General features: G+C 66.4%; 22 protein-coding genes. 5 read left to right on the plus strand and 17 right to left on the minus strand.

Going from position 1 to position 23335, the window contains the following annotated elements:
- Positions 1–7: 7 nt before the first annotated feature.
- From hisS to ndk, 6 genes are read right to left on the minus strand one after another with little or no spacing between them, the layout of a single operon-like run.
- Positions 8–1402, minus strand: coding sequence for a histidine--tRNA ligase (gene hisS / locus J8I34_RS08595; protein ID WP_029046147.1), 1395 nt, complete (start codon positions 1400–1402; stop codon positions 8–10).
- Positions 1403–1440: 38 nt separating this feature from the next.
- Positions 1441–2733, minus strand: coding sequence for a flavodoxin-dependent (E)-4-hydroxy-3-methylbut-2-enyl-diphosphate synthase (gene ispG / locus J8I34_RS08600; RefSeq protein WP_209805823.1), 1293 nt, complete (start codon positions 2731–2733; stop codon positions 1441–1443).
- 52 nt (positions 2734–2785) lie between these two features.
- On the minus strand, positions 2786–3784 hold the full coding sequence (locus tag J8I34_RS08605; RefSeq protein WP_209805824.1) for a RodZ domain-containing protein: 999 nt from the start codon (positions 3782–3784) through the stop codon (positions 2786–2788).
- Positions 3777–4556, minus strand: coding sequence for a type IV pilus biogenesis/stability protein PilW (gene pilW, locus J8I34_RS08610; protein WP_209805825.1), 780 nt, complete (start codon positions 4554–4556; stop codon positions 3777–3779). The genes J8I34_RS08605 and pilW overlap by 8 nt, the downstream gene beginning before the upstream one ends.
- Complete coding sequence (gene rlmN / locus J8I34_RS08615; RefSeq protein WP_209805826.1) at positions 4553–5707, minus strand: dual-specificity RNA methyltransferase RlmN; 1155 nt, start codon at positions 5705–5707, stop codon at positions 4553–4555. Before rlmN ends, pilW begins: the two co-directional genes overlap by 4 nt.
- Before the next feature lie 37 nt (positions 5708–5744).
- Entirely contained in the window at positions 5745–6170 is a 426-nt protein-coding gene (gene ndk / locus J8I34_RS08620) for a nucleoside-diphosphate kinase (RefSeq protein WP_012353167.1), read from the minus strand.
- Positions 6171–6544: 374 nt separating this feature from the next.
- Here ndk and J8I34_RS08625 point away from each other — a divergent pair, with 374 nt between their 5' ends.
- Positions 6545–7249 (plus strand): Bax inhibitor-1/YccA family protein, encoded by a 705-nt coding sequence (locus J8I34_RS08625; RefSeq protein ID WP_029046142.1) that lies wholly within the window; start codon positions 6545–6547, stop codon positions 7247–7249.
- A 67-nt stretch (positions 7250–7316) separates the two neighbouring features.
- Here J8I34_RS08625 and rlmD read toward each other — a convergent pair whose 3' ends face one another.
- A complete protein-coding gene (gene rlmD, locus J8I34_RS08630) occupies positions 7317–8621 on the minus strand; it encodes a 23S rRNA (uracil(1939)-C(5))-methyltransferase RlmD (protein WP_245175846.1) in 1305 nt (434 codons plus the stop codon).
- Positions 8622–8857: 236 nt separating this feature from the next.
- Between rlmD and J8I34_RS08635 the strand changes: the two genes are divergently transcribed.
- On the plus strand, positions 8858–9712 hold the full coding sequence (locus tag J8I34_RS08635) for an endonuclease/exonuclease/phosphatase family protein (RefSeq protein WP_209771881.1): 855 nt from the start codon (positions 8858–8860) through the stop codon (positions 9710–9712).
- A gap of 33 nt (positions 9713–9745) precedes the next feature.
- Here the strand turns inward: J8I34_RS08635 and J8I34_RS08640 are convergent, their stop codons facing one another.
- From J8I34_RS08640 to surE, 5 genes are read right to left on the minus strand one after another with little or no spacing between them, the layout of a single operon-like run.
- Positions 9746–10585: a 3'-5' exonuclease gene (locus tag J8I34_RS08640; protein WP_029046139.1), complete on the minus strand. Its 840-nt coding sequence runs from the start codon at positions 10583–10585 to the stop codon at positions 9746–9748.
- Positions 10582–11763: an RNA polymerase sigma factor RpoS gene (rpoS, locus tag J8I34_RS08645; protein WP_209805827.1), complete on the minus strand. Its 1182-nt coding sequence runs from the start codon at positions 11761–11763 to the stop codon at positions 10582–10584. Before rpoS ends, J8I34_RS08640 begins: the two co-directional genes overlap by 4 nt.
- Positions 11764–11769: 6 nt before the next feature.
- Positions 11770–12630 (minus strand): peptidoglycan DD-metalloendopeptidase family protein, encoded by an 861-nt coding sequence (locus J8I34_RS08650; RefSeq protein ID WP_029046137.1) that lies wholly within the window; start codon positions 12628–12630, stop codon positions 11770–11772.
- An 8-nt stretch (positions 12631–12638) separates the two neighbouring features.
- Positions 12639–13556, minus strand: a complete 918-nt coding sequence (locus tag J8I34_RS08655) for a protein-L-isoaspartate(D-aspartate) O-methyltransferase (protein ID WP_029046136.1) — start codon at positions 13554–13556, stop codon at positions 12639–12641.
- Positions 13557–13584: 28 nt separating this feature from the next.
- Positions 13585–14337: a 5'/3'-nucleotidase SurE gene (surE, locus tag J8I34_RS08660; RefSeq protein ID WP_029046135.1), complete on the minus strand. Its 753-nt coding sequence runs from the start codon at positions 14335–14337 to the stop codon at positions 13585–13587.
- A 231-nt stretch (positions 14338–14568) separates the two neighbouring features.
- Here surE and J8I34_RS08665 point away from each other — a divergent pair, with 231 nt between their 5' ends.
- Positions 14569–15543 carry an NADPH:quinone oxidoreductase family protein gene (locus J8I34_RS08665; RefSeq protein WP_209805828.1) on the plus strand — a complete coding sequence of 325 codons (975 nt, stop codon included), beginning with the start codon at positions 14569–14571 and terminating at the stop codon, positions 15541–15543.
- 203 nt (positions 15544–15746) lie between these two features.
- Here J8I34_RS08665 and J8I34_RS08670 read toward each other — a convergent pair whose 3' ends face one another.
- The gene (locus J8I34_RS08670; protein WP_209805829.1) at positions 15747–16805 is read right to left on the minus strand and encodes a porin; all 1059 of its coding nucleotides are present in this window, start codon (positions 16803–16805) and stop codon (positions 15747–15749) included.
- 249 nt (positions 16806–17054) lie between these two features.
- Here J8I34_RS08670 and J8I34_RS08675 point away from each other — a divergent pair, with 249 nt between their 5' ends.
- Positions 17055–17747, plus strand: a complete 693-nt coding sequence (locus J8I34_RS08675) for a response regulator (RefSeq protein ID WP_029046132.1) — start codon at positions 17055–17057, stop codon at positions 17745–17747.
- Positions 17744–19198: a sensor histidine kinase gene (locus J8I34_RS08680; protein WP_209805830.1), complete on the plus strand. Its 1455-nt coding sequence runs from the start codon at positions 17744–17746 to the stop codon at positions 19196–19198. The genes J8I34_RS08675 and J8I34_RS08680 overlap by 4 nt, the downstream gene beginning before the upstream one ends.
- On the opposite strand, the gene J8I34_RS08685 is transcribed toward J8I34_RS08680, so the two are convergent.
- The 4 genes from J8I34_RS08685 to J8I34_RS08700 form a co-directional block, all read right to left on the minus strand.
- Positions 19170–19961 carry an ABC transporter permease gene (locus tag J8I34_RS08685; RefSeq protein WP_029046131.1) on the minus strand — a complete coding sequence of 264 codons (792 nt, stop codon included), beginning with the start codon at positions 19959–19961 and terminating at the stop codon, positions 19170–19172. The two genes, J8I34_RS08680 and J8I34_RS08685, sit on opposite strands and share 29 nt — an antisense overlap.
- 41 nt (positions 19962–20002) lie before the next feature.
- On the minus strand, positions 20003–20815 hold the full coding sequence (locus J8I34_RS08690) for an ABC transporter ATP-binding protein (protein ID WP_209771791.1): 813 nt from the start codon (positions 20813–20815) through the stop codon (positions 20003–20005).
- A 116-nt stretch (positions 20816–20931) separates the two neighbouring features.
- Entirely contained in the window at positions 20932–21975 is a 1044-nt protein-coding gene (locus tag J8I34_RS08695) for an ABC transporter substrate-binding protein (RefSeq protein WP_209805831.1), read from the minus strand.
- 285 nt (positions 21976–22260) lie between these two features.
- Positions 22261–23289 carry a Bug family tripartite tricarboxylate transporter substrate binding protein gene (locus J8I34_RS08700; RefSeq protein ID WP_209805832.1) on the minus strand — a complete coding sequence of 343 codons (1029 nt, stop codon included), beginning with the start codon at positions 23287–23289 and terminating at the stop codon, positions 22261–22263.
- Between the last annotated feature and the right edge of the window lie 46 nt (positions 23290–23335).

A 23335-nucleotide genomic window follows, 5' to 3' on the forward strand; every position in this document is an offset into this window, starting at 1 on the left:
TCCGCGCTTACTCGCTGGCGCCGACCATGGCGTCGATCAGGTAGTCGACCAGTCCCTCGGCCTGCACCGTGGCCTGTTGCCCACCGCCTTCGGCCTGATCGCGCTGGCGAAGTTCCTTGACCTGGACCACGCCAGCGGCCACTTCGTCGTCGCCAATGATAACGGCATAGGCTGCGCCGCTTGTGTCGGCGCGTTTCATCTGCGACTTGAAGCTGCCGCCCTTGCCGTCGGCGCTGGCGTGCAGCACCACGTCCAGGCCGGCATCGCGCAGCCGCTCGGCCGCAATCATGGCCTGCTGCGCGGCGGCTTCGCCCTGATGCACGAGGTAGACATCGCAACCCACGGCGTCGGGCACCACGCCCTCTTCGCGGATCAGCTCGATGATGCGCTCGACGCCCATGGCCCAGCCGCAAGCCGGTGCCGGCTTGCCGCCCATCTGCGCGATCAGCGGGTCATAGCGGCCACCGCCGGCGATGGTGCCCTGCGCGCCGAGCTTGTCGGTGATCCACTCGAACACCGTCAGGTTGTAGTAGTCCAGCCCGCGCACCAGGCGCGGATTGATCTTGAACGGAATGTTGTTGGCCTTGAGCAGGCGCTGCACGCCCTCGAAGTGGGCCAGCGACTCTTCGCCCAGGAAGTCGATCAGCTTGGGCGCGTTGGCGGCCATTTCCTGCAGCGCCGGGTTCTTGGTGTCCAGCACGCGCAGCGGGTTGGTGTACAGGCGGCGCTTGCTGTCCTCGTCCAGGATGTCCTGGAAGCCCTCCAGGTACTTGATCAGCTCTTCGCGGTGGGCGGCACGCTCATTGGCCTGCCCCAGCGAGTTGATTTCCAGTCGCACGCCAGTCAGGCCCAGGTCGTCCCACAGGCGCTGGCACATCAGGATGATCTCGGCGTCGACGTCCGGACCGGCGAAGCCGAGCGCCTCGGCGCCCAGCTGGTGAAACTGGCGATAGCGGCCGCGCTGCGGGCGCTCGTGGCGGAACATCGGGCCGGTGTACCACAAGCGCTTGGGGCCGTCGTACAGCAGGTTGTGCTCGATGGTCGCGCGCACGGCGGCGGCGGTGCCTTCGGGACGCAGCGTCAGCTGCTCGCCGTTGAGCGCATCGGTGAAGGAGTACATCTCCTTCTCAACGATGTCGGTCACCTCGCCAATGCCACGCACGAACAGCTGCGTGTGCTCGACGATTGGCGTGCGCAGCTGCTGGTAGCCGTAGGCGCGCAGCATGGCGCGCGCGGCATTCTCGAAATGCTCCCACAGCGGCGCGTCGGCCGGCAGCATGTCATTCATGCCCTTCACGCCCTGCAGGGCCTTGGCGGGCTTCACCTTCTGCTCGGCCTTCAGTTCGGCCTTCGGTTCAGTCTTGGCAGCGCCGGCGGCGGCTGCGTTATCGGATTGCGTCATTCTGTTCTTGTCAGCTTCTCGGGCCTGGCCGGTGCGGCTCAGGCTGCCACTTCTCTATTGGCCCGTGCAGCGCCCGGGCCGTAATGCGTGCGAACGTACTCGTCCACGATCGCCTGGAATTCCTCGGCAATACGCTCGCCGCGCAGCGTCTTCACCTTGACGCCGTCGACGAACACCGGCGCGGCGGGCGACTCGCCCGAGCCCGGCAGCGAAATGCCGATATTGGCGTGCTTGCTCTCGCCCGGGCCGTTGACGATGCAGCCCATCACGGCCACATCCATTTCCTCGACGCCCGGATAGGCGGTTTTCCAATGCGGCATCTGCTCGCGCAGGTACGCCTGGATGCTGGCCGCAAGCTCCTGGAACACCGTGCTGGTGGTGCGGCCACATCCCGGGCATGCAATCACCATCGGGGTGAAGTTGCGCAGGCCCATGGTCTGCAGGATTTCCTGCCCCACATACACTTCCTTCTCGCGCGGCGCGCCGGGTTCCGGCGTCAGCGAGATGCGGATCGTGTCGCCGATGCCTTCCTGCAGCAGCACCGACAGCGCCGCGGTGGACGCGACGATGCCCTTGCTCCCCATGCCGGCCTCGGTCAGGCCCAGGTGCAACGCATAGTCGCAACGGCGCGCCAGCTCGCGGTAGACCGCGATCAGCTCCTGCACCTGCGATACCTTGCACGACAGGATGATCTGGCTGCCCGCCAGGCCGACCTCTTCGGCCTTTTTCGCCGAATCGATCGCCGACGTGATCAGCGCCTCGATCATCACGCTCTGCGCGGGCCAGGGCTCGGCGCGCAACGCGTTCTCGTCCATGATGCGCGCCAGCAGGTCCTGGTCCAGGCTGCCCCAGTTCACGCCGATGCGCACCGGCTTGTTGTAGCGGCACGCCATCTCGATCATCTGCGCGAACTGCGTATCGCGCTTGGCGCCCTGCCCCACGTTGCCGGGGTTGATGCGGTACTTGGACAGTGCCTCGGCACAGGCCGGATAGTCCTGCAGCAACTTGTGGCCGTTGTAGTGGAAGTCGCCCACCAGCGGCACGTCGACGCCCATGCGGTCGAGCTGCTCGCGGATCGACGGCACTGCCGCGGCGGCCTCAGGCGTGTTCACCGTGATGCGCACGATTTCCGAACCCGCGCGCGCCAGGTCCTTGACCTGGATCGCCGTGCCGATGGCGTCGACCGTGTCCGTATTGGTCATCGACTGCACGCGCACCGGCGCGTCGCCGCCGATGGTCACGACGTTATCGCCCCACACGACGCGCGCCTGGCGCGTCTGGCGGCGCGGCAGCGAGCCGGGCAGGACCGGGAGACAGAGCTGTTGGTTCATAGCATTACCACCTTGCAAAGACGCACTGCGCCGCACCTCTCGCCGGCCCGGATCAGGGCAGCGTCAGGCGCGCCACGTTGTTGCGGTTGGCTGCCTTCAGGTCGACCGGCGTGCCGTTGCGCGTCATCGACTCGATCCCCTTGACGTTGCCGATCACCACCTTGTACGGAGCCTTGCCGCCACCGGACACCGCCTGGCCGGCCTTGGCCGTGCCGCCCAGCACGATCTTGCCGCTGCTGTCGCGGATTTCATACCAGGTGTCGCTGGCGAAGCGGATCTGCAGCTCCCCCTCACCGGCCGCCGCTGCCAGCGCTGCCGTCGCTGCGGGCGCCGGCGCAGGCGTTGCTGCAACCGGCGCAACAGCAGGCACGGCCACCGCTACCGATGCCGGCGCGGCAGCCGGAGCCACCGCGGTGGCCGGTGTGGTTTCGGCCGAGGGCGCCGGCGAGTCGGCGGCGGCCATTACCGGCGGCAGCGCTGCGGTCACCGTGCCGGGCTCTGTCGATTGCGCAGCGGCATGTTCCTCCGTCGTGGCAGTCTCGGCCGCGCTGCCGCGGGTATCGATCCACTGGCGGATATGGTCCAGGCCGAACCAGCCACCGGCGGCCAGCACTACCGCCACCAGGGCCAGCCAGATCCAGCGCCCACCGGCTCCGCCGGTGCGGAAGCGATTGCGGTCGTCGAACGCGGCATTGAGGCTGCCCTCGCGCTGGCGTGCAATTTCGGTGACCGGTGCCACCGGAGGCTGGAAGCGCGCCAGCAGCGCGTCGATATCGACATGCAGCATGCGCGAGTAGGCCCGCATCACGCCCTTGGCGAAAGTGACATCGGGCAGCGCCTGCAGGTCGCCGGCTTCGATCGCGCGCAGCTTCGGAGCCGCCACCTTCAGGCGCGCGCTGACGTCTTCCACCGACATCCGCTGCGCCTCGCGCTCGCGCGCCAGTGCCGCGCCAATTTCGCGCGCTGCGGCTTCGCGGTCTCCTTCGTGCGCGCCACCGCCGACGTATTGCGTCGGTACGGCCTGGCCTGCGGCGCGGTCGTGCTCACTCATCCCATGCTCCTTGTTCGTAGGCGGTCAACTCACGCGAATCGGGGAAGCGGCTGCGCAGCTGCGCGACCAGCGCATCCTGCGTGCGGCCATCGCCCTGGCGGTGTGCAATGCGCGCTCCCAGCCAGAGGGATTGCGCACTGGCAAATTGGCTGCTGTTGACGCGCTGGGCATACTGCCGGGCCTGCGCGAAATCGCCGCGCCGGTAGTAGACCAACGCCAGATTGGTGTTAGCCACCGGGTTGTTGCGGTCGTAGCCCAGCGCGGCCTTCAGATTCTTTTCCGCCTCGGCGCTGTTGCCGCGGCGCAGCTCGCACGCCCCCAGGCTGATCAGCGGCTTCACCGGGCCGCCCGCCGACGGTGCCGACACGGCGCGCTGCAGCATCGGCACGGCTTCGCCATAGCGGCCCGACTGGCACAGGAACCAGCCATAGTTGTTGAGCAGATCACCATCGTTGCCGCGCATCGACACCGCTGTGCGGAAGCTGTCGTCGGCCAGCGCCTGCTCGTTCATGTTCATATAGATCAGCGCGCGCACATGGTAGGCATCCGCGAGCGATGGATCGATGGCGATCGCCTGCTTGATCTCGTCAAGCGCGACCGCATTCTGGCCGGCCTCGAGATAGTTGGTGGCCAGCTGCAGCCGGATGCTGGCACGGCGCCTTGCATCGGTCTGGCCGGAAGCGGTCTGGAGATCCTGCGCCGGCGTGTGCGGCAGCTGGCAGCCGGACAACATCAACAGCCCGAACAGGGCTGCAGCGATCAGACGGATCATGCAGGGCGAGCCTCCCGAGGCTGGCCGGTGCCGTTGACCGGCACCAGTGGCGTGATCTTGCCGAACTTGCCGCGCTCGGCCAGACGGGTACGATCCTTCACTTCCCCGGCCAACTGGCCGCAAGCGGCATCGATGTCGTCGCCCCGCGTCTTGCGGATGGTGGTCACGATGCCGGCGTCCATCAGCACCTGCGCGAAGCGCCGGATCTGCTCGTTGTTGGAACGCTTCAGGCCCGACTCGGGGAACGGGTTGAACGGGATCAGGTTGAACTTGCACGGCACGTCGGCGACAAGCTTCAGCAGTTCCCGCGCATGCTCGACGCCATCATTGACACCGTCCAGCATGCAGTATTCGAAAGTAATGAAATCGCGCGGCGCGAATTCCAGGTAGCGGCGGCATGCCGCCATCAGCTCGGCCAGCGGGTACTTCTTGTTCAGCGGCACCAGCACGTCGCGCAAGGCGTCGTTGGACGCGTGCAGCGACACGGCAAGGGCCACCGGCAGGTCCTTCGACAGCCGGTCCATCATCGGCACCACGCCCGAGGTGGACAGTGTCACGCGGCGGCGCGACAGGCCGTAGGCGTTGTCGTCCAGCATCAGCCGCATGGCCGGCACCACGGCATCGTAGTTCAGCAGCGGCTCGCCCATGCCCATCATCACCACGTTGGAGATGACGCGGTCGTCCCTGGGGCCACGGCCCAGCTGCTCGCGCATGGCGAACTCCGCCATCCACAGCTGGCCAATGATCTCGCCCGTGGTCAGGTTGCGCGAAAAGCCCTGCTTGCCGGTCGAGCAGAAGCGGCAGTTGACCGCGCAGCCCGCCTGCGAGGAGACGCACAGCGTGCCGCGCGTTTCCTCGGGGATGTACACCGTTTCCACTGCGTTGCCCTGGCCGACGTCGAGCAGCCACTTGCGCGTGCCGTCGGCCGACAGGTTGTCGGTAATGGCGGCAGGCGCGCGGATCTCGGCCCGGGTCGAGAGCTTTTCGCGCAGCGACTTGGCGAGATCCGACATGGCGTCGAAGCTGCTGGCACCATAGTGGTGGATCCAGCGTTGCAGTTGCCGCGCACGGAACGGCTTCTCGCCGAGCTCGCCGCAATAGGCGGTGAGCGCGTCCGCGTCGTAGTCGAGCAGGTTGACGAGATGGTTCATGACGGCAAACTCAGCTTCAGTGTCAGTCAGCAGCCGATCAGCGGCTGTAGACGTTCATGCCCGGGAAGAAGAAGGCAACTTCCACGGCAGCGGTTTCGGCGGCGTCCGAGCCGTGCACGGCGTTGGCGTCGATGCTGTCGGCAAAGTCGGCGCGGATGGTGCCCTTCTCGGCCTTCTTCGGGTCGGTGGCGCCCATCAGGTCACGGTTCTTGGCGATAGCATTCTCGCCTTCCAGGGCCTGGATCATGACCGGGCCGGAAACCATGAAGTCGACCAGGTCCTTGAAGAACGGACGCTCCTTGTGCACAGCATAGAACTGCTCGGCTTCGCCGCGCGACAGGTGCACCATCTTGGCAGCAACGATCTTCAGGCCGGCGGCCTCGAAACGGGCGTAGATCTGGCCGATGACGTTCTTGGCCACGGCATCCGGCTTGATAATCGACAGGGTGCGTTCGATCGCCATGAAAAACTCCGAAAAATGAAGGGGTTACAAATGGATTAAACGTGCGATTCTAGCACGAAGATGATGACCCTTTCGAGGGTCTGGACCGCTCCGGCGTTGGTGCTACGGGTCCTGCGACCCATTTCGGCCGCAAGTCGCATTGGCGGCACATTACATCCTTGTCATGTCAGGAACACGACGCCCCGCCCTCCGTCAAACGAAGGCGGCGCCAAACCGGCTGTAACAGCGAATGCGGGTGCCTGCTGGGTTACCCCGCCCTTGCAATTCGGCCGGCCAGATGCCACATTGACGATGGTTCCGTCCGCGGTCGATCCGAATATTCTCTTTCTTTCGGACAGGCCCGGCAGCCTCACCGTTTTGAGACAGGAGTCACCATGGATAACAAGCTGAATACCTACGGTTTCGGCAATAGTGCGTCGACCGTCACTGACGTCGTCGTTCGCAACCGGGTCTTGCGCAACACTTACTGGCTGCTGGCCCTCTCGATGATCCCTACCGTGCTCGGTGCGTGGATCGGCGTGGCCACCGGCTTCAGCTTCATGGCGGGCAGCCCCGGCCTGTCGCTGATCCTTTTCCTGGCCATTGCATTCGGGTTCTTCTTCGCCATCGAGAAGACCAAGAACAGCAGCATGGGCGTGGTGCTGTTGCTGGCGTTCACGTTCTTCATGGGACTGATGCTGTCCCGGCTGATCAGCGTGACGCTGGCGTTCTCCAACGGACCGGCGCTGATCATGTACGCTTTTGGCGGCACGGCAGCAGTGTTCGGCGCGATGGCGACCATCGCCACCGTCAGCAAGCGCGATTTCTCCGGCCTGGGCAAGTTCCTGTTCGTCGGCGTGATCCTGCTGATCCTGGCCAGCGTTGCCAATATCTGGCTGCAGCTGCCGTCGTTGATGATCACGGTGTCGGTGATCGCGATCGGTATTTTCTCGGCGTACATCCTGTTCGATGTACAGCGCGTGGTGAACGGCGGCGAAACCAACTACATTACCGCCACGCTGGCGATCTACCTCGACGTATACAACGTCTTCGTCAACCTGCTGGCGCTGCTGGGCATCTTCGGCGGCAGCCGGGAATGACGGCAAACGCCGCGGCATGAAATAAGCCGGCCTGTGGGCCGGCTTTTCTTTTGGACGCACGCAGCGATCAGCCGCGGTCGAACACCGCGATCGACTCCACGTGCGAGGTGTGCGGGAACATGTTGACCACGCCGGCGCCGCTCAGCCGGTAGCCCGCCTCGTGCACCAGCAGGCCGGCATCGCGCGCCAGCGTGGCCGGGCTGCACGACACATAGACGATGCGCTGCGGCAGCACGTCGCTGCCCTGCTGTGCCAGCTCGCCGAGCGCCTTGCTCACCGCGAGCGCGCCTTCGCGCGGCGGGTCGACCAGCCAGCGGTCGAAGCGGCCCAGCGCGGCGATGTCGTCAGCCGTGACTTCGAACAGGTTGCGGCATGCGAATTCGGTCCTCTCGGCCAGCCCGTTGTAATCCGCATTGGCCAGCGCGCGCGTGGTCAGCGCCTCGCTGCCTTCGATACCCATCACCGACTTGCCCTGCGTGGCCAGCGGCAGCGTGAAGTTGCCGATGCCGCAGAACAGGTCGAGCAGGCGGTCGCCCGGCTGCGCATCGAGCAGGCGCAGCGCGCGGCCGATCAGCACGCGGTTGATCTGGTGGTTCACCTGCGTGAAGTCGGTCGGCTTGAACGGCATGCGGATTCCGAATTCCGGCAGCGTATAGGCCAGCTCGACGTCAGCCGGGTAGAACGGGTAGACCGTGTCCGGCCCCTTCGGCTGCAGCCAGAACTGCACCTTGTACGCGTCGGCGAAGACGCGCAGCAGGTCCTTGTCGGCGTCGGTCAGCGGCTCGAGGATACGCAGCACCAGCGCCGTCACTTCGTGCCCGACGGCCAGTTCGATCTGCGGCATGCGGTCGCGGATCGACAGTCCCGCCACCAGTTCGCGCAGCGGCACCAGCATCGCCGACACATGCGGCGGCAGGATTTCACAACGCGTCATGTCGGCGACGTAGCTGCTCTTGCGCTCATGGAAGCCCACCAGCACGCCGCCCTTCTTCACCACATGGCGCACGGTCAAGCGCGCGCGGTAGCGGTAGCCCCAGTCTGGCCCGGCGATCGGGCGGAACACCACGTCGGGCTTCACCTTGGACAGGTGCCACAAATTGTCTTCAAGCACGCGCTGCTTGATCGCCAGCTGCGCACGCGAATCCAGGTGTTGCATCGAGCACCCGCCGCAGACGCCGAAATGCTGGCAGCCCGGCTTCACGCGCATCACCGATTCCTGCAGGACTTCGCCGAGGTGCGCCTGCTCGAAGCTGGGCTTACGGCGATAGCTGCGATAGCTGACCGTCTCGCCGGGCAATGCGCCTTCGACAAAGATCACCTTGCCAGGCGTGCCGTCCTCGTTGACCAGGCGGCCGACGCCGCGCGCCTCCATGTCAAGGCTATCGATCGACACCACCGGATCGGCGCCCGGAGCATTGCCACTGGCATTGCCACGGCCACGGGACTCTTTTGCGGCGGGAGCGGCACCCGGTGCGGCTGATTCGGGCACGGCGGCGGACGTTTCTTGTGGGGAGGACACGGCTTGGGACACCAGATAAAACCTGACGTATTGTTTTACGAAAGGGCGATTGTATGCCAGACCGGCCGGGTCAACGACGGAGGCGTTGTATGGAACTGATTTCGTGGAATGTCCAGTGGGGCCGCGGCGCGGACGGACGTGTGGACCTGGCGCGGCAGGTGGACACGCTGCGCGCGATGGCCGATGCCGATGTGATCTGCCTGCAAGAAGTCACGCGCGGCTTCGGGGAACTGCGTGGCGAGCCGGGCATCGACCAGGTGGCCGAACTGACCGCCCTCCTGCCAGGCTATCACCTGCTCTTTGCGTCAGGCGTGGACCGGCGCGACCGCAACGGCACACACAAGCAATTCGGCAACCTGATCGCCACGCGGCTATCAGTACGCGAGGTATTCCGGCACGCATTGCCGTGGCCTGCAGACCCGCAAGTGGCGTCGATGCCGCGCGTTGCGCTGGAAGTCACCGTCGAAGCCGGCACACAGCCACTGCGCGTGATCTGCACGCACCTTGAGTATTACTCGGCGCTCCAGCGCGCGGCGCAGGCCGAAGCCCTGCGCGACTGGCATGTCCAGGCTTGCGACCACGCGCGGCGCCCGGGCCGCAGCGAGAAGTGGCCCGGGCCGTTCACGCCGGAACCGCGCCCCGCCGAAGCCATCCTGTGCGGCGATTTCAACAGCAAACCCGACGACATTGCCTATCGCCGCATGCTGGAGCCGTTCGACGACGCCACCACGCCATGGCGCGACGCCTGGCTGCTCACGCATCCCGGCCAGCCGCACGCGCCGACCTGCGCCATCCATGACAAGGAGCAATGGCCCGAGCCACCGTTCGCCTGCGACTTCATGTTCGTGACGGATAACCTGGCCGCGCGGATCCGGCGTTGCGAGATCAACGCGGATACCGCCGACTCGGACCACCAGCCGATCCTGCTGTCGCTGGACCTCTAAGGCCGTGGCGCACGCCGGCGGGCGCCGGCGCGATCAATCCTCGAAGTCGTCGACTTCGGGCGTGAGGCGCTGCAGGCGGAAGGCCTGCAGATATTCCATCCACTGCTCGCCGGGCAGCTCCGCCAGCGATTCCTGGACAAGGTCCATCTCCGTGTCGAACTCGCGCGGCGACATGCCGCCGCGCATCAGTTGGAAACGGCAGTACATCAGGTAGGTGTTGACGACGTCGGTCTCGCAATACGCGCGGATCTCGTCGAGCTGGCCAGCCTGGTATGCGTGCCAGACCTTGCTGCCATCCATCCCCATCTTGCCCGGGAAACCGCACAGCTTGGCCAGGTCATCCAGTGGCGCGCTGGCGCGCGGCTGGTACATCGCCAGCAGGTCCATGAGATCCAGGTGCCGCATGTGATAGCGGCTGATGTAGTTGTTCCACTTGAAGTCGCGGCTGTCTTCGTCGCGGCCCTCGCCCATCTCCCAGTAGCGCGGCGCGGTGACGCCGTTGACGAGGCCGCGGTAATGCAGCACGGGGAGATCGAATCCGCCGCCGTTCCATGAAACCAGTTGCGGGCTGTAGCGGGCGATCAGTTCGTAGAACTTCTGGATCAGCGTGGCCTCGTTGTCCTCGGTGGTGCCGAGCGAGCCCACATGGAACACGGCCGAACCATCGCGGTGCGTGCGCCGCAGCACGCAGGAAATCGCGGCGACGCGCTGCAGGTAGTGCGGCAGGAAATCGCTGCCGGTCTTCTCGCGGCGGGCGGCAAAGGCGTGTTCGGCGACTTCGCCGTCGCTCATCGCGTCGGGGTGGTCATGCAAACGGCGCAGGCCGGCGACATCGGGAATGGTCTCGATGTCGAATACCAGCACAGGGGTCATAAAACGGCGTCCTTCCTGACACCTTGCGAAGCGAAATGCCGCTTGAGCTTGACCAGCGCCTCCTGCTGGATCTGGCGTACGCGCTCGCGCGTCAGGCCCATCTCCTCGGCGAGCTCTTCCAGCGTGGCTGGTTCGATATGGTTGAGGCCGAAGCGGCGCTCCACCACATAGCGATGCTTTTCCGACAGGCGCGCGAGCCAGAGCTTCATCAGCCCTTCCAGTTCGCGGTGCGCCACCTCCTGATCGGGGGCGGCGTTGTGCTCGTCAGAGAGGAAATCCAGGAGGCTCGAGCCGGGATCGAGGTCGAACGGCGTATCGAGCGAGGTGGTGTGTTCGTTGAGTGCCAGGACGTCCTGCACTTCGTCCGGCGTCTTGCCCAGCAGGTGGGCGATGTCTTCCAGGCTGGCGTCGCGCCCGTCGGTACCGCCCTTCTCCAGATGGCGCTTGGCGCGCAGCACCTGGTTCAGTTCGCGGATCACGTGCACCGGCAGGCGAACGGTGCGGGCCTGGTTCATGATGGCGCGCTCGATGCTCTGGCGGATCCACCAGGTCGCATAGGTCGAGAAGCGGAACCCGCGCGACGGATCGAATTTCTCGATCGCATGCATCAGGCCGAGATTACCTTCCTCGATCAGGTCGAGCAGCGGCACCCCCCGATTGAGGTATCCCTTGGCGATGCTGACCACCAGCCGCAGGTTGCGCTCGATCATGACCTGGCGCGCCGCAAAGTCGCCGTCCTTGGCCAGCGTGGAGAAATGCAATTCCTCCGGCGCGGACAGCAGCGGCTTGATGCTGATGCGGTTCAGGTAATGCTGGACGGTGTCGGCGGCCAGCTCGGTATGCAGCACCGTGCGGAAATCATCGTGCTCGGCCGCTGCGCCATCGCTGCCATTCTCGCCTTCGCTGTCTTCCTCGTCTTCAGACTCGTCATCGTCGTCATCGCGCAGATGGCGGTCGTTGTCGTCGGCGAGCAGGTCCGATTCGCGCAGGCCCACCGAAGTGGAGGTGGCGATCGGCTCGTCGGTCACGGGAATCAGGTCGGCAGCAAGATCTGGCTCGAACGCTTGCGCGTCGGCGTGCTCGTCGGGATGTGCCACACCAGCCTTCACTTCCGGCTGCTTTGGACGGCGAGCCCTACTGACAGTTGTTCCGGAGGAGACGGTTTTCTGGCGTGGCATGAACCCTCACTGTGGCGGCAGGTACCGCATCGGATCAACCGGTTTTCCGTTCTTGCGAACTTCGAAGTGAAGCTTCACCCGGTCGGTATCACTGTTGCCCATCTCCGCAATCTTCTGGCCCTTGCGGACCGCGGATTGCTCTGCCACGAGCACCTTCTCGTTATGCCCGTACGCAGTAAGAAATGTCTCGTTGTGTTTGATGATGACAAGATTCCCGTAGCCGCGCAAGGGGCCAACGTGAATCACTCGGCCATCGTCGGCAGCCAGCACCGCATCGCCCTTCTTGCCCGCAATATCGATGCCCTTATTACCCTTGTCATCGAATTTACCGACCATCTGGCCGGTTGCCGGCCAGGCCAGCTTCATCGCGCCATCGGCGACCGGCGCGGACGGCGTGGCGGCCGCCGCGGCAGGCGCCGCGGGCGCTGACGGGGCCGGGGTTGCCACTGCCGGCGTGCCCACCGGGCGCGCCTGGTCGATCGGCTGGGCCTGCACCGTGGCCGGGGCAATCGGCGTGGTGGAAACCCCGGGCGCAGCGTTGACGTCGGCACCCGGAGGCACGATGCGCAACAACTGGCCAACTTCGATCTGGTTCACATTGGACAGGTTGTTCCAGGTCGCGACATCACGGTACGACTGGCCGTTTTCCAGGGCGATTCGATAAAGCGTATCGCCTCGCTTGACCCGATAGTATCCCGGTGGGGCCGGCTCCATCGAGGCGGCGGCAGCGCCCGAGGTGGAGGTGCGGTCAACGACAGGGGCCGGCATCGGCGAATTAGCGCAGGCGGCCAGCAGGGCCGTCAGCGCAGAAGCCGTAAAAAGTTGACCGGCGCGTGCGAAATATTGCGATTTCACGATGTTGTGCATAGTTCGACTCAGATGGTGCCCGATTTTAAGGGCACAAAGAAAACGGCTTCAAGCGCGGTTCTGTGAAAGCGATGTCGGTTGCGCCGCTCGATCAGCAGCAACTGCTGCGTCACGGTCTGGCCGGGCACGCCCGCCGGCGGCACCACGGCCACCGGGGCGATCAGCCGCCCGCCTACCTCCAGTTGTTCCAGCAGCGCCTGTGGCACTTCCATGCCGGCGGCGGCCAGGATGATGGCCGAGAACGGTGCCGCCTGCGGCAGGCCGAGCATGCCGTCGCCATAGTGCAGGCGCAGGTTGGGCACGCGCAGCGGGCGCAGGTTCGCCTTGGCCTGCTCGTGCAGCGGCCGGATGCGCTCGATCGAGAAGACTTCGCGCGCCACCTGGCTCAGCACCGCGGCCTGGTAGCCGCAGCCGGTGCCGATCTCCAGCACGCGCTCCAGCGGCGTGTCGGCGGCCAGGCCGTCGCGCAGCAGCTCGATCATGCGCGCCACCACCGATGGCTTGGAAATGGTCTGCTGGTGGCCGATCGGCAGCGCGGCGTCTTCATACGCCTGCGACGCCAGCCCCGGCTCGACGAACAGGTGGCGCGGCACCGCAGCGATGGCCGACAACACGCGCTCGTCGCGGATGCCGCCGGCGCGCAGCCGCGCCGCCAGCGCGGCGCGCGCGCGCGCGGACGCCATGCCGCCGCCGCCGGCCGTGGCCGCCGAGGCGCGCTGCTCCACCGCGCTCGCGGGTGCGGGCGCCGGCGCCGGTGCCGCGGTGCGCGGCAGCCTTGGCTTGGCCGGTTTCGGTGGCGGTGCGGACGTGCCCGTGCGCCGCGCGTCGACGGCAGGCATGCCGGCGGTGCGTGCCGGTGCGGGCTTGCGTTCGACGACCGCGTCCAGCGGCAAGGGGAACTTGTTGCGTCGGGGCGTGGAACTCATCGGGGGCGCGACACTGCGAAGCGGCTGCCTATTTCAACCACTGGTCGAGCGCATCGAGCTGCCCGCGATGGGTCAGGTCGAGCTGCAACGGCGTCAGCGAGACGTAACCGGCGGCGGTGGCATGGAAGTCCGTGCCTTCACTGGCATCGCGCGCATCGCCGGCCGGGCCGATCCAGTAGTTGGTGTCGCCGCGCGGGTTCACCTGCGTGATCACCGGCTGCGAAGGATGGCGCTTGCCCAGGCGCGTGGCGCGATAGCCCTTGATGTGTTCGAACGGCAGGCTGGGGATATTGACGTTGAGCAGGAAGGGTTCGGCGGGCGGCTGGCCGATGATGCGTTCGACCACGGTGCGCGCGACGCGCGCGGCTGCGTCGAGATGCTCCCAGCCCTTGTCGACCTGCGAGAAGGCGACCGACGGGATGCCGAGCAGGTAGCCTTCGATGGCGGCGGCGACGGTGCCGGAATACAGCACGTCTTCGCCCATGTTCTGTCCCTGGTTGATGCCGGACACCACCAGGTCTGGCTTCTCGTCCAGCAGCCCGGTCAGCGCGATGTGCACGCAGTCGGTCGGCGTGCCGTTGACGAAGCGGAATCCCTTCTGCACGCCTTCGCGCGCTTCGTAGATCGACAGCGGGCGCTGCAGCGTCAGGGAGTTGGAAGCGCCGCTGTGGTTCTGCTCGGGCGCGATGACCGTGATCCGGCCCAGCGGGGCGAGCGCAGCATGCAGAACGGCCAGTCCCGGCGCGAGATAACCGTCATCGTTGGCAAGGAGGATATGCATGGCGCGATTGTACCTGAGCGCGCGCCGTACAAGCGCCCCCTGAGCCGCGCCGGCACCATGTTCCGGGGCACTCCGCGAAACGCTATGCAGGGCGCAAATAACCGCTCCAGCGGCTTCGGCATGGAACAGAACGACCGTGCTATTTGTACGCTACACTTGCCCTGCCCGCCCGCATAAGCTTGACTGGCGCGGAATGCCACACGAATGCCACAAACATCGACCGGAGACAAGATGAAAGCCGTACTGTGCAAAGCCTGGGGCCCCCCTGATTCGCTGACCGTGGAAACCCTGCCCGATCTGGTGCCGGGCGCGGGCGAAGTGGTCATCGACGTGAAGGCGGCAGCGGTCAACTTCCCGGATGTGCTCATCATCCAGAACAAATACCAGGCCAAGCCTGCCCTGCCGTTCAGCCCCGGCTCCGAACTGGCCGGCGTGGTCAAGGCGGTGGGCGAAGGCGTCACCCACGTCAAGCCGGGCGACAAGGTCATCGCCTACCTGGGCAACGGCGCGTTTGCCACGCAGGCCAAGGCGCCCGCCGCCTCGGTGGTGCCGATGCCGCCGGGGATCGACTTCGAGACCGCCGCGGCCTTCACGCTGACCTACGGCACCTCGCACCATGCGGTGATCGACCGCGGCGAGCTGAAGGCGGGCCAGACCATGCTGGTGCTGGGCGCGGCCGGCGGCGTGGGCATCGCGGCAATCGAGATCGGCAAGGCCATCGGCGCGCGCGTGATCGCCGCCGCCTCGACCGACGAGAAGCTGGCGGTGTGCAAGGAGCACGGTGCCGATGCGTTGATCAACTACAGCACCGAAGACCTGCGCGAGCGCGTCAAGGCGCTGACCGACGGCACGGGCCCGGATGTCGTCTACGACCCGGTGGGCGGCATCTATGCCGAGCCGGCGTTCCGCTCGATCGGCTGGCGCGGCCGCTACCTGGTGGTGGGATTTGCCAACGGCGAGATCCCGAAGCTGCCGCTGAACCTGGCGCTGCTGAAAGGGGCGTCGCTGGTGGGCGTGTTCTGGGGCGACTTCGTGCGCCGCGAGCCCAAGGCCAACCAGGCCAACATGGCGCAGATGCTGGGCTGGATGAAGGAAGGCAAGATCCGCCCGCATATCTCGGCGCGCTATCCGCTGGAACAGGCACCGCAGGCGCTCAAGGACATGGAGGCGCGCAAGGTGACCGGCAAGATCGTGATCGTGCCGTGAGCGTGACCAGAGCGTGATCCTGGGCACGCGCCGGGCGGCGGGCACCCTGCCCGGCCGCCGATAAAAGAAGGGCGCAGGACGTGCGGCAACGCCCTGCGCCCGCTGAGGCAACGCGCCTCAAGCTGCCTGCCGTCCTTGTCGGCGTACACCCCTACGCCAGGGCGGCAGGCAGTTCCCAATCGTCAATCGCCAGTCGGCTCCCGTCAGAAGCGGTGCTGCAGGCCGGCCATCACGCCGGTCTGGTTGCTGGCATAGCCGACCAGGTCGCGCGACACGCTGACGTTCTGCCCGTTGCGCGCCTCCGCATAGCCGACCGACAGGTAGGCCAGCGTGCGCTTGGACAGCGCGTACTGGCCGCGCAGCGAGAACAGGATCGGGTCGGCATTGTTGCCGCCCTTGATGTTCTGCTTGTAGACCGCGCCGTACAGCGTGAATGCCGGGGTGAAGCCGTAGCTCGCGCCGCCCCAGTACATGTCGCTGCGGTCGTCCGGCGCGCCGGTGGTAAAGGTGCGCTTGTAGTTGCGGTAGCCGGCGAACAGCTTCAGGCCGCCGAAGTCGTAGCTGGCGCCGGCGTGGATGCCCTGGATGTAGTCGGTGCTGTCGGCCGGCGTGGTGCTGGCGCCGGCACCGTTCTGGCGGTCCCACGTCGCCGCCGCGGCGAACTTGCCGGCGTTGTAGCCGACGCCGAGCGCGTACTTGGACGAGCTCTTGAAATCACCCGCCACTTCGCCCAGCGCCATGGTCGCGCCCAGCTTCAGGCCGCCGAAGCTGCCGTCATAGCGGATCGCGTTGGACGCACGCGAGAACAGCCCGTCCTTGCGGCCGCCGGTGGCGGTTGACGATGTGGCCCACGAATAGGCCGGGGCATAGCCCATCGGGTCGAACGGCAGCATGAAGTCGTAGGTGGTGGTGAAGGTGCGGCCAAGCACCACCTGGCCATACCGGCTCGACAGCCCCACGGTGGCGCGGCGATCGAACAGCGTGTTGTCGGTGTCCAGCCGGCCGGTATCGATGGCGATGCCGCTTTCGAGGTTGAAGATGGCCTTGAGCCCGCCGCCCAGGTCTTCGCTGCCGCGGATGCCCCAGCGCGACGTGTTCTTGCCTCCCGAGATCAGCTTCACCGCCGACCCGTCCGGGCCGGCATGGCTGACGTATTCGATACCGGCGTCCACCAGCCCATACAGGGTCACGCTCGACTGGGCGGATGCCGAACCGGCTGCAGCCAGCCCCATCGTCGCGATTGCCATAACCATGCGCTTCATGATGTCTCCTTGGTTTGTGTGGTTGTTGTGGTGTTGATGCTGGAACGGGGCGGATGGTAGGCGACGCGCACTTTCAGTTCGCTTTCGGAATCGGGTCAATTCACGCATGCCGGCGCTACCCGGGGTTGGGGGTTTCCCTAGCTTCTAAGGCGCAGCAGATCGCTGTATCAGTCTGGCCTCAGCCGTTCCTGCAGCACGCCTGCGGGATGCCGTGCCGTTTTGCCGATCTTCCTGCCCTGCCCCTGTTCCATGCGTATCCTGCTTGCCGAAGACAATGTGATGCTTGCCAACTCCCTGAGCCAGGCCTTGGGCCAGGCCGGCTTCACGGTCGATTGCATGCACGACGGCCGCAGCGCCGACAGCCTGCTGTGCACCCAGGACTACGCCCTGCTGATCCTGGACCTCGGCCTGCCGGGACTCGACGGGCTGGAGGTGCTGCGCCGCCTGCGCCAGCGGCGCAATCCGCTGCCGGTGCTGATCCTGACCGCGCACGGCTCGGTGGAAGACCGCGTGCGCGGCCTCGACCTTGGCGCCGACGACTACCTGGCCAAGCCGTTCGACCTGTCCGAACTGGAGGCGCGCGCCCGCGCGCTGATCCGCCGCAGCCACGGGCATGACAACACGCAACTGGCGTTCGGCCCGCTCCACTACGACAGCATCAGCCGCGCGTTCATGCTGCACGGCGAGTTGCTGGCGCTGACCGGCCGCGAGCGCGCCGTGCTGGAAGTCCTGCTGTTGCGCGACGGCCGCGCGGTCAACAAGGCAGCCCTGTCGGAGAAGATCTTCGGCATCGATGAATCGGTGAACCCGGACGCAATCGAGATCTACGTGCACCGCCTGCGCAAGAAGCTCGATGGCAGCGGCGTGGCCATCGTCACGCTGCGTGGCCTCGGGTACCTGCTCGAGTCGCGGCCGGCGTCGGCCTGTGCGCGTCCGCAATGAAGATTGCGCGCCGGCCGCCCAGCCTGCGGCTGCAGCTGTCGCTGTGGTTGCTGGTGCCGCTGATGGGCCTGCTCGCCTTCGATGCCTGGCTCACATACCAGCGCGCCATGTCGGCCGCGCATACCGCGTTCGACCGCACCCTGGAAGCGTCGCTGCGCGCCATGCGCGAAGGCATCCGGCTGCGCGAGGGGCGGCTTGACGTGGACCTGCCCAATCTCGCACTGGAGCTGTTCGACGACCAGGCCGGTCCGCACATCTACTACCGCATCCGCGACGAAGCTGGCGCCACCGTGACCGGCTACGACGACCTGCCGATGCCCGCCGAAGCGCCGCTGCAGCTCTACCGCACCGTGTTCTACGACACCGAGTTCCGCGAACAGCCCCTGCGCATGGCCGCGCAGCCGCTGCCGGTCCACGACGTCGGCTCGGCGCGCACGCGGCTGGTGTGGGTGCTGGTCGGCGAGTCCATCGAGCCGCGCCAGTTGCTGGCGCGCGACATCCTGGTCGGATCGCTGCTGCAGGAGCTGGTGCTGGTGACGCTGGCGCTGGGCATCGTCTGGTTCGGCGTGCGCCGCGGACTGGGGCCGCTGCACCGGCTTTCCGACACCGTCGCGCACCGCGGCACCCAGCTGGACCCGATCGAGCAGAAGGACCTGCCTGCGGAGATGAAGCCGCTGGTGCAGGCGCTGAACCAGTACATGGCGCGGCTGTATCGCATGGTGCAGGCGCGCAAGCGCTTCTTTGCCGATGCCGCGCACCAGCTCAAGACACCGCTGGCGATCATCCAGGCGCAGTCCGAACTGGCATTGAGAGAACGCGATGGCGAACGCGTGCGCGAGCATATGCGGCTGCTGCACGGCACCGTGCGGCATGCGTCCAAGGGCGTGCAGCAGCTGTTGTCGCTGTCGCGACTGGAGCCGGACGCGGGCTACGCGCCGACGCTGCGGCCACTGCGGCTCGATACGCTGGCGCAGGGCGTGGCGCTGGAATGGGCACCGGTGGCGCGGGGCAGCCAGGTCGACCTGGGATTCGAGCAGGAGGGTCCGGTGCCGCTCGACGGACAGCCAGAGCTGCTGCAGGAGATGACGGGCAACCTGATCGACAATGCGATCCGCTATGCGGGCCGAGGCGCGGTGGTCACCGTACGGGTTGCACTGTCGGGCGGCATGCCGGTGCTGCAGGTGGTGGACAACGGGCCAGGCATTGCGCCTGCCGAACGCGAGGCGGTGTTCCGCCGCTTCTATCGCGGCGAGAGCGGACAGTCCGCGGAAGGCACCGGGCTGGGCCTGTCGATCGTGCGCGAGATCGCGCGGCTGCACGGCGCCAGCGTGGTGCTGTCAGGGACGCCCGGTGGCGGACTGACCGCCTCGGTCCGTTTCGGCATGGCGGAAGCCGAGGATGAGGCCGAGGATGCGGTCGAGCCTACAGCTTCTCCGTCTCCCCGCTCCTAGGCTGCCACTTCATCAGCCGCTTCTCGCCGACGCCGACCATCCAGTCCAGCATCAGCGCAAACGCGGTCAGCACCACGATGCCGGCGAACACGGTGTTGATGTCGAAGGTGCCCTCGGCCTGCAGGATCAGGTAGCCCACGCCGCGCGCCGAGCCCAGGTACTCGCCCACCACCGCACCGACAAAGGCCAGGCCCACCGAAGTATGCAGCGACGAAAACACCCAGCTGGTGGCACTCGGCAGGTACACATGGCGCAGCAGCTGCTGCTGGCTGGCGCCCAGCATGCGCGCATTGGCGAGCACCACCGGACTCACTTCCTTGACGCCCTGGTAGACGTTGAAGAAGACGATGAAGAACACCAGCGTCACCGCCAGCGCCACCTTCGACCAGATTCCCAGGCCGAACCACACCGCAAAGATCGGCGCCAGGATCACGCGCGGCATCGAGTTCATCGCCTTGACATAGGGATCCAGGATCGCCGAGGTCATCGGGCTCAGCGCCAGCCACAAGCCCACGCCGAGGCCCGCCAGCGTGCCGATGCCGAAGGCCAGCACGGTCTCGAGCAGCGTCACGCCCAGGTGCAGGTAGATATCGCGCTCGATAAAGAACCAGCTCCAGATCCGCTGCGCGACCATCAGCGGTTCGCCGAAGAAGAAGGCAACCTGCTGCGAGCGCGTGGCGATGTGCCAGACGCCCAGGATCACCACCAGCACCAGCAGCTGCCAGACGCGCAGCATGCCTTTGGAGTCGTTACGGAATGCCATCGGGATTGGTTGTCGTTGTGATGACGTTGCAATGGGCGGGCTCAGGCCACCTTGCGCTGCTGCGCGTAACCCTTGAGCACTTCCTCGCGCAGCACGTCCCAGATCGCGGCGTGCAGTTCGACAAAGCGCGGATGGTTGCGGATCTCGGCCACGTCACGGGGGCGCGGCAGGTCGATGGCGAACTCGCCGATGGGATGCGTGGCCGGCCCTGCGGACAGCACCACCACGCGGTCGCTCATGGCAATGGCCTCGTCCAGGTCGTGGGTGATGAACAGCACGGCCTTGCGCCTGGCGGCCCACAGGTCCAGCACCTCGTTCTCCATCAGCTGCCGCGTCTGGATATCGAGCGCGGAGAACGGTTCGTCCATCAGGATGATGTCCGGGTCCAGCACCAGCGTCTGCGCCAGCGCCACGCGCTTGCGCATCCCGCCGGAAAGCTGGTGCGGATAGCGGTCGCCGAAGCCGCCCAGGCCCACGCGGCGCAGCCAGTCCTCGCCCTGCCGCACGGCCTCGGCGCGCGCCACGCCGCGGAACTCGAGGCCGGCAACGACGTTGTCGAGCGCGCTGCGCCATGGCATCAGCGCCTCGGTCTGGAACATATAGCCGGCGCGCCGGTTGATGCCACGCAGCGGCTCGCCGAACACGCGTACCTCGCCGGTGGAAGGCTCAAGCAGGCCGGCGCCGACGTTCAGCAGCGTGGACTTGCCGCAGCCGGTCGGGCCGACCACCGAGACGAACTCGCCCGGCTGGATCGACAGCGTGACGTCCTTGACCGCGGTATAGCGCTGGCTGCGGTCATCGCGCGAAACAAAGGTGCAGGTGACCTTGTCGAGGGAGAGTGCGGGAATGCTCATGGTGCACCGTGTTTTTCGCCGGCCGTGCCGCTGGCGAGTGATGATGGAGTGGCCGCCGCTGCCGCAAAGCAAAGGCCCGCTGTGAACAGCGGGCCGGTGCCGTGCGCGATACGGTCTTACTTGTACTTGGCGTTGGCCTTCTGCACAAAGGCGTTGGTGTAGGTCTCTTCCAGCTTGACCGGCTTGCCCTTCAGTTGGGCGTCGAACTGCTGCAGCGTATTCAGCGCGGTACGCGGGCCATCGGCCGGCATGGTGCCGTCCGGCGAAATCGCTTCCCTGACCTTTTCCCAGGCGGCCAGGTACAGCGCGCGGTCGCCCAGCAGGTAGCTTTCCGGCACGGTCTTGACGATGTCGGACGGACCCGCCTTCTGCAGCCATTTGAGCGCGCGCACCATGGCATTGGTCAGCGCCTGCGTGGTGTTGGGGTTCTGCTGGATAAAGGCCTGCGAGGCGTACAGGCAGCCCGACGGCATGCTGCCGCCGAACACTGCCTGCGTGTCCTTGAGCGTGCGCGTGTCCGAAGCGACGCGCACCTCGTTCTTCTGCGTCAGCATCGAGATCACCGGGTCGAGGTTGGCCATCGCATCGATCTGGCCCGAACGCATGGCAGCCACGGCGCCAGCGCTGGCGCCCACGCCGATGAAGGACACGTCGGACGGCTTCAGGCCATGCTTGGCCAGCACGAAGTTGGCCATCATGTTGGTCGACGACCCGGGCGCGGTCACGCCGATCTTCTTGCCCTTCAGGTCGGCGATCGACTTGAAGTCGGGCATGGTCTTGTTCGACACCACCAGCACGATTTGCGGCGCCCGGCCCTGCAGCACGAATTCCTGGTAGCGCTGGCCCTTGGCCTGCAGGTTGATGGTGTGCTCGTAGGCGCCCGAGACCACGTCGGCGCTGCCGCCCACCACGGCCTGCAGCGCCTTGGCGCCGCCGGCGAAGTCGACGATCTCGACATCCAGGCCTTCGTCCTTGAAGTAGCCCTGGCGTTCGGCGATGGTCAGCGGCAGGTAGTAGAACAGGTTCTTGCCGCCGACCGCGATGGTGACCTTGGTTTTCTCCGGCTTGCCCTGTGCCTGCGCATGGCCGAAGGTGAACCAGCCGGCCAGGAACAGCGCCAGCGCGATCAGGAACTGCTTCCAGAGTTTCTTGTTATACATGCTTGTCTCCTACCCGTTTCCTGTCCGTTTGGATTCGGACGGCGATGCGCAAAAGGACGGCGTGCCGCCGTGCGGCAAGTTGCGATGCTACCGGGTGGATGGTGAGTCCGCATCGGTATCTCTACCTAGGCGGGTGCGGGTGTGCTCCCCTCTCCCGCGTGCGGGAGAGGGGCTGGGGGAGAGGGCCAGCGTTGGCAAGCATCGTGGCGCCTGAGTTCGTGGAAATCTCTGCCCTCTCCCCCGCCCCTCTCCCATATGGGAGAGGGGAGACAAGATTCGGGCTCCTTACTCGGCGTGGATGTCGGCGGACTTGATCACCTTGCCCCAGCGCGCCAGTTCCGCCTTCTGGTACTGCGCCAGCTGCTGCGGGTTCATGTACTTCGCCTCGGCGCCCAGTTCCTCGGCCTTCTTGCGGAAGGCTTCGGTGCGCATGATCTTCTCGATCTCGCCGGCGAGCTTGTCGACCACGGCCTTGGGCGTGCCGGCCGGCGCGTACATCGCGAACCACGACGACACGTCGAGATCGGGATAGCCGGCCTCGGGTGCCGACGGCACGTCCTTCAGGCTGGGCAGGCGCGTCTTGCTGGTCACCACCAGCGGGCGCAGCTTGCCCGCGGCGATATGGCCCATCAGCGGGGGCGGCGTGGTCATGGTCAGGTCGACCGTGCCGCCCAGCAGGTCGGTGATGGCCGGACCGGTGCCCTTGTACGGGACGTGGGCGATCCTGGTGCCGGCCATCTGGTTCAGCAGCTCGGTCGAAACGTGCTGCAGCGAACCGTTACCCGACGACGCGTAGTTGAGCTTGTCCGGGTTGGCCTTGGCATATGCCACCAGTTCCTTCAGCGACTTGACCGGCAGGCTCTGGCGCACCACCAGCACCTGCGGCGCCGACAGGATATTGGCCACCGGCGCGAAGTCCTTGACCGGATCCCACGACAGGTTCTTCATCAGCAGCGGCGTGATCACGTGGAAGCCCGAGTACTGCAGCATCAGCGTGTAGCCGTCCGGCTTGGCGCGCGCCACCAGCTGCGCGGCGATGCCGCCGTTGCCGCCGGGCTTGTTGTCGACCACGACCGGCTGGCCAAGCGCCTTGGACAGCGGCTCCGAAATCATCCGTGCCGCGATGTCGGTGGTGCCGCCTGCCGCGGCGGATACCACCAGCGTGACCGGGCGGCTGGGATAGGCGTCCTGCGCCAGCGCGGAAGGCGCCAGCCACGCGGCACCGAGAGCCGCCAGCGTGGCGGCGACGGCCTTGCGCCGGTTGGCGAAGGTGGTGGTGGGCTTGGCAGCGATGCGTTGAAGGGCTTGCTTCATGAGGGTCTCCATTTGTATTGCCAATGTCTTGTTGTTGTCCGGGTGC

The organism is Cupriavidus phytohabitans (assembly GCF_017815025.1).
In the GTDB taxonomy this organism is placed as follows: Bacteria; Pseudomonadota; Gammaproteobacteria; order Burkholderiales; family Burkholderiaceae; genus Cupriavidus.